The 16903-nt window shown below is 68.4% G+C and carries 1 protein-coding gene (cut by both window edges); it reads right to left on the bottom strand.

All 16903 nt of this window come from inside a single coding sequence — locus ABFX45_RS39780, hypothetical protein, on the bottom strand. Of the gene's 45759 coding nucleotides, 14764 precede the window and 14092 follow it; the stretch shown corresponds to coding positions 14765–31667, spanning codon 4922 (partial) through codon 10556 (partial); reading right to left, the first codon wholly in view occupies positions 16899–16901. Both codon boundaries (start and stop) fall beyond the window edges.

The following is a 16903-nucleotide window of genomic DNA, read 5'->3' as shown; positions in this document are numbered from 1 at the left end:
TCGGCAACCGGTTCGAACTGGGCTTCCGCCACCTCGTCGAGACCGAGACCGGTGCGCGGCGCCGGCTGCGACTCGGAGGGATCCTTCTCAGCATTAGCCGTCGAGCTCTCAGGAGCGCCCGACGGGTACTGGATGACGAGCCGGACCCTCGTCCCGGTCCGGGTCTGGTCTTCGGTCGGTTCCGCGAACAGGGACGCGGCATCGACGACAGGTCGGGCCGGTGACGGCTTGCCGTCGACCGGGTCGAACGCAGGCGCCGCGTCCGGCTCGAGGTCGGCCGGAGCGGGATACAGGTCCGGCCGGAGCGGGGAAGCGAGCAGGTCTTGTTCCTCCTGCGGGTGGCTGAGGTCCAGTCGCAGCCCCGGCATGGACAGCGCGGAAGCGTCCGCCTCGTCGAAGTCCTGATCGGACAGTTCCGCGTCGTCGTCGGAATCGCTTGGCACATCAGGGATGTCGATGTCGCCGGTGTGCAACGGTCCGGGCTTGACACCGTGACCGCGGTAGCTGCTGGACGCGGGCTCGGCGACCGTCCCCAGCGCGTTGGCGGTTCGCTCGATCGTGAACAGGTTGCGAGGCTTCAGCGCCGCGTGGTCCCGGGAGAAGCCGGCGGTCATCACGCCCGCGTCGCTGTGGACCCTCGACTGGTGCGCCTCGGCCCGGAACACGGACCGCTCGTCCCGGTACTCGTCGGGCAGACCCAGCAGGTGGCCGATCTCGTGGGCGTACGTCGCGTCGTTCGCGTACGCCCACCACCTCGACGTGGTGGACTTGAAACGCGACGTCGTGTCGACGATTTCGATGATGTGGTGCGCGTCTTCTGGGTTGTCCACGAACTGGACCGTGACGTGGAACTGATCACCCGATGGAAGCCGGTTGCCCTGGTTGTAGAACCGGTTCACGCCGTGCAGCGCGCAGCGTTCGAGTTCGACGACATCCGTCGCCGAGGTGTCAGGAGCCACGTTGAGGTGGATGCGGACCGTGAAGTCCTGGACGGTGGTGTCACCGACCTGGAACCTCCTCCGGTCGTACCGCACGTCGGTGTGGAAGTAGCCAAGCGCTCCCCTGGCCCGCTTGATCGCGTTCTTTTCCTCCACCCTGCGGATCGCATCCCGCATGCGCGCCGGGAGCTGGTCGAACGCACGCCTGCGGTCGAGGTCCTGGACTTCGATCTCGCTGAGCGGCTCCCGCCCTGCTTGCTTGGCCTCCAGCTCGCGCAGGCCGGCGTCGGTCAGCACATCGCGTTCGTAAATGCCCGTTGCGTGAGGCCCGGTCATGATGCTCATCAGGCTCGGAACCGACTCGGCACGAGCCGGGACGCGAAAGACGTCGACCTGCCGCCCGTCGACGAGCGAGACGGGGGCGAGCTCCCTGCCGCTGCGGATGTCCTGCTCGCTCACCGGGTTCGACGGCTCAAACCACTCTGCGGTCACCGCCTCGCTGTTGAACCACGTGTCGTCGTCGAGCACGGAGTGGTCGACCGACACGACCTTGCCCACCTCGACGGGGGTCCTGACGATCGGAGCCGAGGCAGCAGCCAACTGCCTGGAGACGTCCTTCACCGCCTGGAGTGCGAGCTGGTAGTCGAACTCGGAGTTCGCGACCCAGTTCGCCAGTGGTGTGTTCCGCTTGAGCACGCTCTGCCGGTCGGACTTCGTCGGCGCCGGAGGCGGAGTCGTCAGGCCCTTGTGGCGTTCCAGGACCCGCTCCCGCACCAGGCGGTCCCATTCCGCACGAGCTGCGGACCGGGCCGCGCGGGTGCTCGCCACGGTTGCACGGGCCTGCTTGAGCTTCTCCTCGAGCTCCTCCCTGGTGTCCGGCTCCGCTACCGGTTCTGGTGTGGGAGGGGGAGCGATGATCTCGTCGTCCGACCACTCGTCGGGGGCCGGCGACGACTGCGGCGACAGCGACTGCGGCGACGCGACCGGCCGGTAGCCGACGTGACCGTTGTCGTCGTACTGCTCGAGGTGCAGCGGTTCGGTGTTGCGCGCGTCCCGGTCGAACGGGGTCAACGTGGTCCGCCGACCGCCGCGGGTGATGATCAGGTCGCGGTCCAGCAGGGTGGCGATCAGGCGACCCACGAAGTCGTATGCGCGGACAGCCTGCTCCTCTTCCTCCCGCCTCCGGTCCGCGTCACGCCGGTCGACGGTCTCGTTCTGCTCCGCGCTCGGGGTGAAGTCGCCGGGCACCGGCTCCTTCTCGTCACTCAACCGGTCCGGCACGTACTCGGCGGACAGGTCGCCCGTCAGCGGCGCCCAGTTCCGGTGCTGCACAACGGCGTTGATCAGGTGCCCGTTGCTGAACGGGCTGTGCACCGTGTAGCGCACCAGCGGCTGACTCCCGATTCGGGCAGCCTTCAGCTCTGCTGTGGTCTGCGCGATGGCCGTGGCGACCACGGCCGCGCGCAGGATCCTCGCAATCGTCCTCACATCGGCCGGGTCGAGTGCCTTGGTCACCGCGTCGAAGAGGCTCCCGTCGGCGATCGGCGGTTCGGCCGCCAGCACCTGGTCGCGCAACGCGATGAAGGTGCGCACGAGCGTGGTCGCCTGGTCGGACGTGGCCACGTTGAAGGCGTTGAGCACCATGTCCTCGGGGCGGAGCCCGGTCTGGATCCCCTTGAGCAGCGCGGAGACGCGGGTGGAGTATTCGGCGGCCGTGCCCTCGCCGAGCCACATGGCGTTCGTCGGCGGAACCCACCGCTGCACCGTCGCCATGTCGACGTCCATGTCGACGTCCATGTCGACGTCCATGTCGACGTTCGCATCGACGTTCGTGGCGACGTTCGCGTCATCTTCCGAGTCGCTGTCAGGGACGACGACCTGGATGACGTTGGCAGCAGTGCGGAGTCGCAACTTCCGCGGCCAGAGCGGATCGGCGAACTCCTCCGGATCTTTCCGGAAGGCGAGCCGGTAATTGCCGAGCGATGTTCCGTGCTGCAGTGCCCGCTTCGCGCCATCCCCGAAGAACTGGTTGCGCACCGAGGCCAGGCCGACATGGGTTTGCGGGATGCTCGCCTTCGACCCACCTGCGCCCTTGCGGATGCGGTTGAGATCGGTCGCGATGGCACCTGACAGGAAATCGGTCAGGAAGGCCTTGCCACGCAACGGATGCTGTTCGACCGCTGCATCCAGTGCGTGCCGCTCCCGCTCCCTCCGGTTGCGCTTGTAGTACGTCGCCAGTTCGGCGGCGAAGCGCTCGTTGAGACGATCAGCCAGCTGCCCGAACTCCGCTGCGGCGGCGCCGAAAGCGATCTGGTTGCCGTCGACCAGCAACACCGTGGCGTCGAAGAACAAGTTCGGTTCCGGCGAGTACGGGAGCAGAGGATGCGTCTGGGCCAGCCGGCCTCGGACGATCATGTCCTCGGCCATGTGGTCCGCAAACTCGTCGGCGCTGTCCGCGCGGTACCCGCCCGCCATGAGCAGTGGGCGGGTGGGGAGGGAGATCGAGTCCCGAACCGCGTCTTGGAAGTGGCTGAACACGTGGGCACCCGACGGCACCCGACGGGAACCCTTGTCGAAGTCCTGGACCGAGATGTACGGGTGGCGGCGCTGGCCGATGAACGCCGCGACGAGGTCCTTCGTGGCGTCCGACGCCAGCGTCTTGTTGCGCATGTCTCCGGGCGGGAAGTCCTTTTTGAACGACGCCCGCGTGACCGCGACCGGCCGGGGGATGGCGGCGACGAGCTCGGGCGCCACCCCCATGAACTCGTTGAGCTTCTTGGTCGTTTGCTTGGTTTCCTTCGCGTTCACGCCGAACACGAACGCGACCCGGTCCCGCATCCCGTCCGGGACGCCGTCCATGATCTGGTCGACCACTTCGGCGATCCTGTGCGCTTCCTTCACGCCGACGACGATGTTGACGACATAGGCCAGCGGCCAGTCGTTCAGGACGCTCTTCGCCAGCAGCTCCTCGTGCTCGGCTTCGGTCATGGTCGACGCCGCCGTGCTGCCCACCAGGCGGTCGAACATGTCGTTGACGACAGTGCCGTCGTCGTAGTCCCGCGAGCGCGGGGTTCCGGACATCTGCCGTTCCCCGGCGTCCCGCTCCTCCTCATCGGCGATGGACGTCAGGTCGCTCATGGAGTCATCGACGTCCATGTCCGTCATCGCGATGTCCACCGCGGCAACGGTCAGCTCGCCGTCGCCGACCCGTGCGCGCTTCTGCGGCACGGAGGCCTCATCACCCTCATCGCGACGACGCTTGAACAACGTGCCCTCGATGGTGCCGTCGTCAGTGGAGGTCGTTCGACCGTGGTCAGCCGGTGCCGGTGCCGGCGCCGACTCGGGGACCCGGTGCAGGTTGCCGGACGCATCGGAGGACGAATCGGAGTAGTTGCCGACGGACGTGTTCTCGTGCCCGATGGCCTTGGCGTTGAGCTGGACGACCTCCAGTTCGTCGTCCGCGACCGGGCCGAGGCGCTGCACGCCATGGCCGTCGTCGATGAGCTCGATGGCGTCGCTGTCGGCCACGAGGGTGGCCGGCTCCGCGTCGACGGCGAGGTCCAGGAGGCCTGGGGGCACCTCGGGGATGTCGATGTCGGGGTCACCGGTCTGCGGCGGCCCTGGATCGACGTGCTGGTAGTTCGACGAGCTGGGTTCCGGCAGCGTGCCCAGGGCGTTCGCGATCGACTCGAGCATGAACACGTTGCGGGGCTTGATCGCGACGTTCGGACCGAGCACGCCCGCCGTCATCAAGCCGCCGTCTTCGTGGACCGCCGACGCCGCACGCCGCCGCCGCAGAGCCGACTTCTTGTCGAGGTACTCGTCGCGCAGGCCCATCAGGTGGGCCAACTCATGGGCGAGGACCGCCTCGTTCGCGTGGAGCCACCAGTTCTCCGCGTTGGTCCCGAAGCGCGACTTGCTGGCGACCACCCGAATGCTGTGGTGCGCGTCGGCCGGCTGCTCCACGAACTGGACGGTCACGTGGAACTGGTCGCCGGACGGCGTTCGATTGCCCTGGTTGAAGAAGCGGTTCGTCGCGCGCAGCACCCGCCGCTGGAGAGCCACGAGCTGGTGGGGTATGACCTCGACAGGCACATCCAAGTGCACCCGCACGGTGAAGTCCTGGACCGTGGTGTCGCCGACTGCGAACCGGCGGCGATCGAAGGCAATGTTGGAGTAGTAGTACTTGAGCCCGCCAGGCGCACGCCCGGGCGCGCGCTTCTTCTCCTCCTCCTCCTCGATCGACACGACGGAATCCACGTCCGCGGTGTAGTTGTCCTGGTCACGCCTCGGCACCAGTTCGCTGTGAACATCCACGAACCGGCCGGTCACCACCGAAACCGGCGCGTTCACACGGGCGCGGTGGATGTCCAGCTGGCTCACCGGGTGCTTCGGTTCGAACCAGTCCGCCGTCGGCGCATCGCTGAACAGCCAGGTGTGGTCGTCCAGCACCGACTTGCGCGGCGCGTCGTTGTCGGCATCGGGCATCACCGGGGCGGAATCCGCGTTGGCGATCGCGACCATGAGCTGTTGGGACGCGATCTGGAAGGACAACTTCGCGTCGTCGTACAGCTCCTGCGCCTTGGTGAGCCGCTCGTTCAGGTCCGGGTTCTGCTCCAGGACCCGGCGGGTGTCGCGGGCCCCCGGCACCTTCGGCGGCGTGGTGAAGTCCTTGCGACGCCGCAGAACGCGGTCAAGCACCAATTGCCGGACCTCTGCGCGAACCTCGAGAAGCTCGGCATGCACGCGTGCGTACTCGGCACGTGCCACCTGGAGTTTCCGCTCGGTCTCCTGCTCGGTGAGGGGCTGGGTCTCCGGTTCTGCGAACGGATCGGCGCCGAAGTCCAGTTCGCTGAGCTCGGAACCCGCGTCTTCGAAGGTGAGCAGGTCACTGACGGGAGGTAGCTCGGGCACGCTGAGGGGTCCCTCGACCTCCGTCGCGGTCGTGCGGCGCGGCATCAGCCGGTGCGCGGTCTGCGCGGCGTAGTCGGCGGCCGCCGACGTTGTCCCGTCGTTCAGCTTGTCGTCGTGCAGCAGCAGGGCAATGTTGTCCCTGAGCATGATCAGAACGTCGCGGTACGCGATGTCCGCGGTCGAGTTCGACCTGGCCGGCCGTGGCATGAGCGCGGCCACGAGTTCGTCGGCCTCGGTGACCAGTTCCGTCCGGTTGTGCAAGCGGTGCAAGGTGGTGCGCGCGTTGTCATAGCCAGTCCTGAGCGCGGCCACCGCAACGTTGTCGAGCAGCTGTCCGTCGGGGGTGCTGATGCCCGCCAGCGTGTTGCGCGGGAGCTGCGCCGTGCCCTCGCGGTTGTCCGGTTCCCGCCTCCGGGACGGGACCGGGCGGGTGTTGTTGAACTCCTGGATGCGCTCGTCCAGCGCGACCTTCGCCTCCCACCACGCCGTGCGCGCGGTGTCGGCCAGGCTGCGGGCGGCTGCGATCTTCGCCGCGAGATCGGCACGCAGGTGTTGGAGGCGGTCGACGTCGCGAATGGCTTGCTCGACGAACTCCCCCATGAGCTCGACGTCCGCTTCGGCCAGTGCCACCTCCGCGTTGGCGTTGCCGAGTGATTCAGCGAGTTCCGCCCGCCCGGCCCGAACAGCCTTCAGGTCCTCTGCCAGCCGGTCCATCAGCCAGCTCGTGTCGTGACCGTCGGTCATCTCGACGTACAGGTCGCCGAACTGGAGGTCGATGTCGCCCTCCTGCTCGGCGAGCTGGCGCATCCGTTCATCATGCCGCTTCTTGACGGCGTCCAGCTCGGCGAGCGCGGCCGTCCTCCGGTCCAGCGCCCGTGCGAGATCCAGGTTCGCGACGCGGAGCGTCTCCTCGAGCAGCGCCCGCTCCGCCGCGTCCGCATTCACCCGGTCGTCGAAGGCGCGTTGGGCCTGCTGAACCTTGACCTCCAGCTCCCGCCACGCGTCGCTGGCCGTCTTGACGGCGGCCTGCGCGGCGTTGACCTCGGGGGTGACCTCGACACCGTCCAACGCGCCGGCCAGCTGGACCTCGCTGACACGGATCTGGCTGGACTCGAACGTGGTCACCTCGAAGACGGCGACCCTGCCGTCCACCTCGGCGACCACCCGGTGCTCGACGTCATAGGTCACGACACCGGTGCGACCCCTGTCACCGGTTCCTTCCAGACGGGCCGAGCCGACGTCACCACTGATGCCGTCGGCGTCCTCCAAGTTGGTGGTTCCGGCGAGGTCGCCGAGCCGGACGCCGGGGTCGCGAACCGGCTCATCCTTGGCCGTGTTGCCGGCCACCTCGGCGTTGACACCGAAGGCCGTCTCCACACCCTCCGCTGCCTTGAACTCGCTGCCAATGCCACTGATCAGCGACTGCGGGTTGGTCGAGGTGACGTCGTCGCTCAGGGCGGTCAGCCTCGGCCGGATCAACCTGGAGTGCAACGAGAGCTTGGCGTGCTTCCCCGACAGCAACGCCGTCTCGTGCAGATCCGGCAGGTGCAGGCCGCCACCGGTCGACTCGATCAGGTGGGTGCGCAAGGCCTCAGCACCGAGCCCGGACATAACCGTGTTGACCAGGCCCGTGGCCGCGTGGAGCGCGGCATTGCTCAAGCCTGCGGCCTTCAGGGCATCCAGCCCGGCCTGGCGCAGCTCCTCCGAGCCGATCGCGGTCTGCGGGTGGACGGTGCCGGGCAGCTGGACGCCTCCGTTTTTCCAGTCGTCGAGCGCCTCCGGCGTGCCTGCCCGCGAGCTGATCTCGAACTTCCGCCACGATTCCGGCGTGGTGAACGTCGGCTTCGCCGGCTTCGACGACTGGTCGTCGGCCAGCACCCGAACGAGCACGTCCTCGTCCAGGGTCACCGACACGGTGCGGCCGTCCGGCAGCGTCACCGCCAGCTCGAACTCCATCGGCACGGTGTAACGGGCGGTCGGCCCGTCCGACTCGAGGACGTGCACGTCGAGCGCGGTGTGAGCGATCGTGTTCGACACAGTGCGCGACTGTGAGGCACCGGTAGCCAGGTTCGCGGTCGTGTTGGCCTTGGGGCCGGACGGCGAGTTTTCCGGAACCGCGCCGAACAGAGCACGGACGGTGGCACTCCGCGACCTGGTCGTGGCCTTGGTGTCCGCGTTGCGGAGGAAGTCGACCAGGATGTTGTTCATCTTGATGCCGTCGTTGACGACGTCGACGAACTTCGGCTTGCCCGTCTTGGCCTTCAGCAGCACCGGGAACGAGTCGCGGCCGATGAACCTGGGGTGGTGGGCGACCAGCGGGACTCCGCCGTCCAACGCGCTGTCCATCAGCGCGCGGACCGACTCGCGGTCGGTCAGGTCGACCAGGCGCTGGAGGTTGTTCATCGCGTCGTCCAGCAGCTCGGCCGGGACGAGCTTCCCGCCCATCCGGTCGAGCTTCTCCCGGAGCTCGTCCACCAGCGGGGCGAGGTTCGGCAGCTTCTCGTAGACGCCGAACCCCAGTGAGCTGGGCTCGCCCTCGCGCATGGTCGACGGCGGCTCGAGCTTACCGTTCTCGGCCCATTCGCGCGGCTCGGCCTCGGGCAGCAGGCCCAGCTCACGCGCCTGCTCCTCGCTCACCCGCAGGAACACCGCACCGGGCAGCACGACGTGGACGCCGTCACGGCCTTTCTCGCGGCTGTGGAAGATCGTGCCGACACGGCTCTCGGCCACGATGTCGACGTCGGCGTCCACCTGGATCAACACGGTGCGGCCGGTGCCGGGAACGTTGCGCTTGCGCTCACCCAACCCGGTCCGCTCGAGGACCTTCGTGGAAGTCCTGCGCCACGACAGGAACTTGTTCGACAGTGCCGCGCCGCCGCGCCCGATGGTCGGGCCGCCGGCGCTGTTGTCCGGGGACGCGATCAACACGGTGCCCCAGCTGAAGTCCCACCCGGTGCTCTTGGCCTTCGTCGAGCCCGCCTTGTAGCCGCCCACCGACGAGAACTCCATCGCGGTGTTGTCCGAAATGGACACCAGCTTCGGGTTGACCAGGGCCATCTTCAGGCCCAGTGCGCCGACGCGATCCTCCAGCCGGCGGTTGTACTTCAACAGGTTCTCCTGCAGGCCACCGTTGACCGCGCGGCTCAGGTTCGACTTGATCTGCTCGGGAGCGAACATCTGGTCCGCGGCCCTGCGCGCCGGTGAGCCCGGCAGCGCCAGCACGCTGTCGCCGCCGGCTGCGTTGGTCAGCGCGTCCAACGCCGCCTTCTCCAGATCCGCCGCGCCCGTGAAAGCCTCGACGTGCAGCCATTCCGTGACGACACGCTGGCCTTCGGGCACAGTCTTCGCCCCGAGGATGAGGTCCTTGATCGACGGCTTGTCCGCAAGCGGGGCCGGCGCGCTCGGCTCACCCGGCTTGAACTTGCCGGGGTCCTCGGTGAACACGGAGCTGTCCGGCAGGAACAGCTCGATCCTGCCCTTGAGCCGGTCGAGCTCGACGACCTCGTGGCCGGTCTCCTCCCCCCGCGAGGCGGTCCTCGTCCTGGCGACCGTGGTGACCTCGGGGATGTGGCTGCCCGGCCGGCCGGGCGTCAACCGGCGAAGCCACGCCTTCCGGCGCGAGTAGGTCTCGACGACGACCTCGTACTCGATCTCGCCACTGAACCGGTGGCTCGTCGAGCTGCCCGCGTTGACCATGAAGTTGATCGAGGCAGGGCCGAACGAGTTCGAGTACGTCGTGCTGCTGTTGTACTTGATCGCCATGTTCGGCACGACCACGAGCGACGAGCTGTCCGGCATCGTCGGGATGATCAGCCGGGCCTCCGGGCCAACGGAGTACGAGACCTCCCTGCTGCTGCTGGCCGAGATCTTCGCTTCGCGGGTGTCCGACGTGCGGACCACCCGGTCCGCCACTTCGCCGTCGTACACCACGTTCGCCGGCTTCGCCCGGAGCGTCACCCGCACGTAGTCGTTGGTGAACGTCCCGCGCCGCTTGAACACCATCGGGATGCCGCTCTTGCTGAACAGACTGTCGCCCTGGGACTTCAACGCGGCCGGCGACAGACCGGTGTCCAGGATCCGCTGGTTCGTCAGCATCTCGGTGAACTCGGCGTAGTCGTGGCCGGGCCGCTTCTTGCCGTCCGACGGCTTGTTCCAGGTCGGCAGGAACTTGTCGAACCCCTTGATGCCCTTGAGCACCGTTTCGATCTGTTCCTTGACCTCGGCGATCTTGTCGAGCCGGCCGAACTTCGCGTTGCCACTCGCGAGCTCGTCGCCGAGGTAGGGCGGCAGGAAGCGCGGCTTGTCGTCGGCGGGCGCGTGGACCTCGGGGTCCGCGAAACCATCAGGAACCGCGAACCCGTGTTTCCGGGCCTCGGTCAGCTGCATCCGGACGATGCCCTCGACCGGCACCGCGATGTCCTCGCCGTCCGGCGTGCGCACGTGCACGGTCGCCCGGACGGTGTAGGCGGCGGTGCGGCCCTTCACGTCGGTGCCGATCTCGTGCTTGCCGGACGCGCCGGCCGGGGTCGACTCGTTCGCGGTCACGCCCGCGCTCACGCCGATCAGCGCGGCGCCACCCACGGGTCCGATGGTCCCGCCGCCGCCGAAGGTCGCGGAGACGCCGATGCCCTTCTTGGAGGTCGGTGAGGTCGTCACGCCTCTGGTCGAGGCATCGTGCAACGCCAGCGTGGCACTCTCGTAGTCGTCGAGCAGTCGTGCCTCGCGGATCACGGCCTTCATCTGCACCGCGGCGCCGTGGCTGCCGTGTGGACTGATGATGTCGGGCGACGTCACCCAGTGGTCCAGCATGCTCGGGAATTCCTTGGCGATGTTCGTCGCGCTGAGGAAGTCCTTGAGCGTCGTGCGCCCTGGCGAGCCGATGCGTGTGACAGAAGGGTGCAACCTGGCTGCGACCTCGTCGAACTTGTCTCCGACGTGGGTGATCGCCTCGCCCATCAACGTGATCAGCTGACGGCTGGTGTCCTCGTCAAGGCTGCGCCACGAGGTGTCCGTGCCCTCGGGCAGCGTGTTCTTCTTGTCCGGCACGTGCAGTGTGACGGTGTGGTCCAGAGACAGCGCTTCCAGCGTGACGGACTGCTCGGTGCCGTCGGCCCGTTCCGGCTGGTTCGCGGTAAGCAGCTGTCCTCGGTCGTCGACCACCCGCACGGACCACTTCACGGGCACGTCGGCCTGGTTCGCGTTCCCGCCGGGGAAAAGGCCGCGGAAGGTCTGCGTGCCCGTCGACACGGACTGCGACACGGCGGGCGCCCCGAGCGGGGTCCGCACACTCAGCGAACCGGTCGGGCCGACGCCGGACAGGAACGTGGCGGTCGCACTCAACTCGCCGCCGGTGGCCAGCGTGGTCGACGCCGACACGCTCTTCGGGTCCAGCGCGCTGAAGTCGACGTTGTGTTCCGGACTCACCCCCTCCTTCGACGTCGGGTTCTCGGGCACGTCGAGCTCGGCGAGCACGGTCGCCGCATACCACTTGTTGCCGACGCGGACCTGGAACTCGCGGCCGTCACCCAAGAACGACTCGAACTCGCCGTCGGTGTCCACGTTCCTGGTGATCGCGACGAGCCCGTCGACCTCCGCACCGCCGAGCGCTTTCGTGACCAGGCCCGCGACCCGTGCACCGATCTTGTCCTCGGTGGTGGCCTTGACCAGGCCCAGGGCCCGGTTGTTCCGGACGTGCTCCGGCACGTCCACGAACTCCGCGAACTCAACCGCCGGCTCCTCGTGACCGTCCGGAGTCGTGACGACGAGCCGCGGAACGAGCCCTTCCGCCGGCGACTCGCTGTCACGCCGTGCCACGTCCAGCGGGGCCGTGAGCATCTCCGACACCGAAGGGCCGTCGCCACCCAGACCTGCGCCGAGCGTGATGCCAGCGGCATGCGCTTCCTCGTTGAGACGCTGTTCGACGGCGTCCAGGTCCGCCGGGTCGATTCCCCACTCGCGCAGTGCGACAGCCGCCCTGTGGAAGTTCCAGCGTGCCTGCGTGAGATCCGCGCGGACCTCTTCCTCGCGCTGCGAGATCGCGAAAGAGTCGGGTGCTCTGGTCGAGACCACGGCCGAGTCGATTCGGGCCACGGTGTCCTGTGCGAGCCCGTAGGACCTGCGCAGCGCGAAGTATGCGGCTTTGAAGTCCGACCACGCCTCGACGGCGTTGCCCGGGAAGCCTTCCGGCCGCTTGCTGACGTTCGGAGTCTTGCTCTCGTCGCGCAGAAGCACCAGTGCGTCGTCGATGAAACCGGAAGCTCGCGGCCGCGCCAACAACTTGACGTGCCTGGGCGGGACTGTGAGGACGGTGATCGGCCCGTCGTTCGCGACATCACTGATCGCCAGGGGGACGTTCGCAGCGGGCTGCAGCACTGAACGCAAAGCGTCGACAACGCGCCGCCTGCGACTGGCCCCGTTCTGAGCACCACCACCATGAACCAGCAAGTTCGTCTGGCCGGTGACGACGACGTGCCTGACGAACTCGTCGATGTCGGGCGAGTCCACCAGCTCGCCGTTCTCGTCGAACTCCACGACCAGGGTCATGTGCCGCGGCCGCTCGTCAACCAGCTGCCCGCCCACTTCGTCTGCGAACCTGGCTCGCCGGGGGCGCTCGACGACGGCCGGGATCTCGGGTGTGGGGGCGGTCCTGGTGCCGTCGACGGTGACGAAGACCCGATCGGTACGGGTCGGACTGTCCAGCACCGTGATGGTGAGGTCGACGTCGCCTCGGCCGATGCGCTCGCTCGCGTCGAGATCGGCCTGGATGCCCATCAGATGGTCGTCGATCATCAGCCTGAGCATCGCCGCCATGGCTGCCCGGCGATCGCGGCCCAGCTGCGGACCGCCACCCTCGACGAAGATCGCGGGCATCGGAAGTCCCGCGCGGGAGCGGGCGACGATCGAGCCGGCGATCTGCTCAGCCTGCGTGTTCAGCCGTTCGACGTCCTCGAGAACGACACCGTCTTCGACGAAGCCGTACGACACGGGCCGCTCAGTCCCGGGGATCTGCGGGTACGTGTCCTGTGCGGGTACGAGCCGGCCGTGGTACGGGTGGATGGCCGCGTCGGGCTGGTCGATGTCGAAAACCAGCATGTCCAGCAGCTCGATCATCGGGCTGTTCGTGCGGTTCGCGGGCAGCCACATGCCGGCGACCTTTCCCGCCCGGCTGGTGTCGGCCGCGACAGCCGCGACGGCCGCTCGCAGGACCAGGCCCGGCTCCTGGTGCCGGTTTGCCAGCTCGACCGCGTCGTGCAGCGGAAGTTTGCCGCCCGTGTCGACTCCTCGGCGCAGGAGAGCGCGGATCCGCAACGCGAGATCCAGGGTGCCCGCCGTGTCGTCCGGCGTGATCGGGCTGTCCTGTGGCGGAACGCCGACCGAGTCAGCAGGCGAGAGCTGCACCCGCACCGCGAGCTCGGCAGCCCGCTCGCGCAGGGTCCGCTCGCCATGGGTGTCCAGCTTGAAGTCGTCCTCGTTCGCCTGCAGCGAGGCCAGGCCGGGCTCGGGATGGAAGCTCGCCTCGGCGAGCAGGCCACGCTCGGTCCGCCGCGCCTCTGGCACGATGGCGAGCCACTTCTCCGCCGCTGCCGACAGCTTCACCGCGCCGGGAGCACGTTCCGGCAGGGTGACCGTGCGGAGCGCAGCACGCCACGCGGGCTTGCGAGCGAGCGTGATCACCGCCGCTTCCAGGACGACGGCCGCGCGGGGATGGTCGTGGAGCGCCGCCTCGACGCCCGCGATGTCGAGATCCCCTCGCGCGCGCAGGCCGCGGGCGAAGGTTTCCACGACCTCGCCGACGAGTGTGTCCAGTTCCTCCCGGGTCGGCACCTGCTCGGGTGGCTTCGGCGCGACATTGTGCTCGACGCCGTGGGCGACCAGTGGCTGGTCGAACTCGATGGCGGCGTAGATCGCCGAGTCTTCAGCCGTTCGGGGCCGGCCCGTGCGGGCACTCTCGACCAGCTTCTTTTCGTAGGAGCCTGCGAACACCCTGCCGTTGCCCCGCGTGGCGACGATCACCGGAGGCGCGGTGGTCGCCTGCGGCGAGGCGACCTTGAACCCCTGCTCGGTGTCGGCGGCGCCGGTGAAGGACGCCATGTCGCGCAGCGCGTACTCGCCGGTCGCCACGACCCCGCCGAAGCGCCGGAGGACCTCCGCACCGAGGATCGCGCGGGCCAGATCGCGCTGTTCGTCGAGCTCGTTGTCGAGCGCGGCCCGGTACAGCTCGTCGGCGTCCATGGGCGACTCGGTGCTAAAAACCTCGTCGACGTTGACGAGGTGGAAACCCCGGTCGCGCGCGTTCTGCAGCATGGCGCGGTACACCTGGAGATGTCCGGTGTCCAGCGACCTGGCCGCGACGAAGAGGTCTCGCGGCACGTCGGTCAGCAGCACCGGTGTGTAGCCCCCTGCACGTGCGGCCGCGGCGGTGAGCGCCAGGTTCGCCCAGATCTGCTCATCGACGTCCGGGCCACCCAGCACGGGCACAGAGACGATCTTCACCAGCTCGCGGCCCGGTGCGCCGACCACGGTGTCCGGTCGCGACTGCAGCGAGCCGGGCTCGAGTGCCGTCCGATCGGGCACGCTCGCTGCGAGGTCCAGTGCCTCGAAGAACGACACCAGGCGGTCCGGCGGAAGGGCGCGGGGGTCGAGCCCTGCCAGGAACGGCGGCGTGGTGGAACGAGCGGCTGCGGTGACGCCCTGGAAGCGCTCGCGCGCGTCCCGGCTTCGCTGCGCCGCGGCCAGGTCGGACGCGGCGTGGCGCTCCAGCTCCTGCGCGGCTTCGAGTTTCGCGTCGTAGTCGTCCTTCGCGGCCCACCAGGCGGCTTCGGCGGCGGTGACGGCGGCGCGCAGGACCGCCACGTCCGCGTCCGGATCTGCCGCGAGCGCGCCCTCGACGGCCCCGACCGCACTCGCCCAGTCCTTGCTCGCCTTCGTGAGGCCGGCAACGGACTCGGCGAGCGCCGCGGGCAGTTTGCCGGCCAAGGCCTCCGCCGCGGCTTCGCGCATCCGGATCACGTAGGCGTTGTCGACGCTCAGCGCTGCGACACCGATCTTCGAGTCCTTGCCCGGTTTCCTGGCCACGACCTTGAACTCGACGTCGGCGAGCAGGGCTCGGCTGGTCAGATCGGGGTGCGTCGTGCGGTGCGTGGCCTTGGGGTCGCGACCAGAGGTGCCCTCGGTGTGCGCCGAGGCGGTGATGATCATGCTCGGTGGGGTCGAGATGGCCTGCCGCTCCAGCACACCCAACGCCTGGACCGCGCCGAAGTTGGTCTTCTCTGCGCCCGCCGGGTGATCGGTGCTGCCGCCCCCGCGGGTCTGGAGGGTGGAGGTGTAGTAGCTGCCGCTGGTGACTTCGACCCCGTCGTTCGCGCTCTCACCGGCGAAACCGTCCATTTCGACGCGGCCGCTGGCGGAGGCGAGCTTCGGGTTGGGCTTCAGCCTGGCGTGCAGCTCGACCTCCCGGTCGAGGCCAGCGACGGGGAAGCTGAAGTGCCCCGTCCGCATCGCCGGCAGACCGGCCTTCACCGTGGCCGGCGTGATGGCGTTGTCGACCGCGACCGCGATGCTGGTGTCCACGACGACACCGGACTCGACGAGCGCGACCTTGGCGGCGTCGCGGAGAGTCTTGATCAGCCCGAAGTAGTGCTCGATCTCGTAGTCACCGGACTTGGGCAGTGGGAGTGACTGCTCCGGGTCCCGCCGCCAGGCCTCGAGGCTGGCCGCCTTGCCGTCGGTCGACGGGCCCACCGCGATCGCGTGCTCGTCGCCGAGCGCTTCGTCGCTGGAGGACGGGAGGAAGGTCTCCTCCGCCATCTTCCGGATCTTGACGTCCTGCGCCGGCAGGACGACCTCGGCGATCGTCCTACCCACGATGTCGGACCTGGTCGCCGCATTGAACCCGAGCTTTCGCTCGATCCTGACCGTGAGTTTGATCTTTCCCTGGTAGACGCCGACCGGGCCGCGGATCGCAGCGTACGAACCAGCGGTCTCGGACTTCGCCGCGGTCTCGGTGTAGGTCTGGCCGAGGTGGACGTATCCGGTCACGACGCCGGCGGCCAGGTAGCCGGAAGTGGGCGCCGAGTTGCCGGAGCTGGTGCCCGGCTGAGTGAGAACGCCCTGGTCGCGCACCGTGGCCGTGACGTCAATGAGGTTTCGCCCGAACTGCTCGGCTTCGCTCTTGCCGAACGCGACGACGTTCCGGGCAGCGAGCTTGTGGCCGATCTCGACGTGCCCCTCGGAAGGCGGTGCCTCCCAATCGCCCTCGATGGTGAGCACGTAGGTGGCGCCGCGGAAGCGGAACTCCGCCCGCAGCGGCGAAACGACCCCGCCGTTCATCATCGCGGCGAACATCCTGTGCACATTGGACAGTTGTTCGCTCACGGCCCTCGTGTTGTCGTGCGAGCTGGTGAGCGGCGAACGCGGGAGCAGCACCTCCGCCGCTTCGGCACCCAGCTCTTCGGTGATCTTCTGGCGCAACTGCGGCAGCACCTCGGCGCTGACATCGATGTGTCCGACGACCTCACCGATGCCGAGCGAGGTGACACCCGGCTTCTGCAGAGACATCGGTGCCGGAAGCCTGCGATCGGGCTGAGCGGTCTCCCCGGTCGGTCCGGCCTGGGCCGTGACCTCGTCGGCCCCGGACTGCCCGCCCTCGCGCAGGCGGTCCTGCTCGACCAGGTGGTCGAACTGCTCTTGTGACACCCACATCAGCACGCAGTCGTCCAGCTGGAACGTCTCGCCCGCAGAGGTGACCGGCTTGCGCTTGACGAGCTCGAACACGTCCAGGTTGCCGCGCTGCTGTGACTCGGCCACAACTGAGGCCTGGACACCGACCGAGATCAGGAACTTCTTCGACGGGATCGACGTGAAGTGGGTCTTCGACGTGCCTTCGAGGCGCTGGGCGCGCTTGCTGCCCCCCCACGCGTTCCACGGCGAGAACCTGAAGAGGAACGCGCCCTCCGGCGTACCCCGGAGATTGCCGGTGTGCTCTTCCGGCTGGCCGCTGAGACCGACGAAGTTGGTCACGTCCGGGTCGATCGACGTGTTCACGCCGCGGC

The sequence above is a fragment of the Lentzea roselyniae genome, assembly GCF_039537795.1.
GTDB classification, from domain to species: domain Bacteria; phylum Actinomycetota; class Actinomycetes; order Mycobacteriales; family Pseudonocardiaceae; genus Lentzea; species Lentzea atacamensis.
This window is presented reverse-complemented; position numbering and strand designations above follow the sequence as displayed.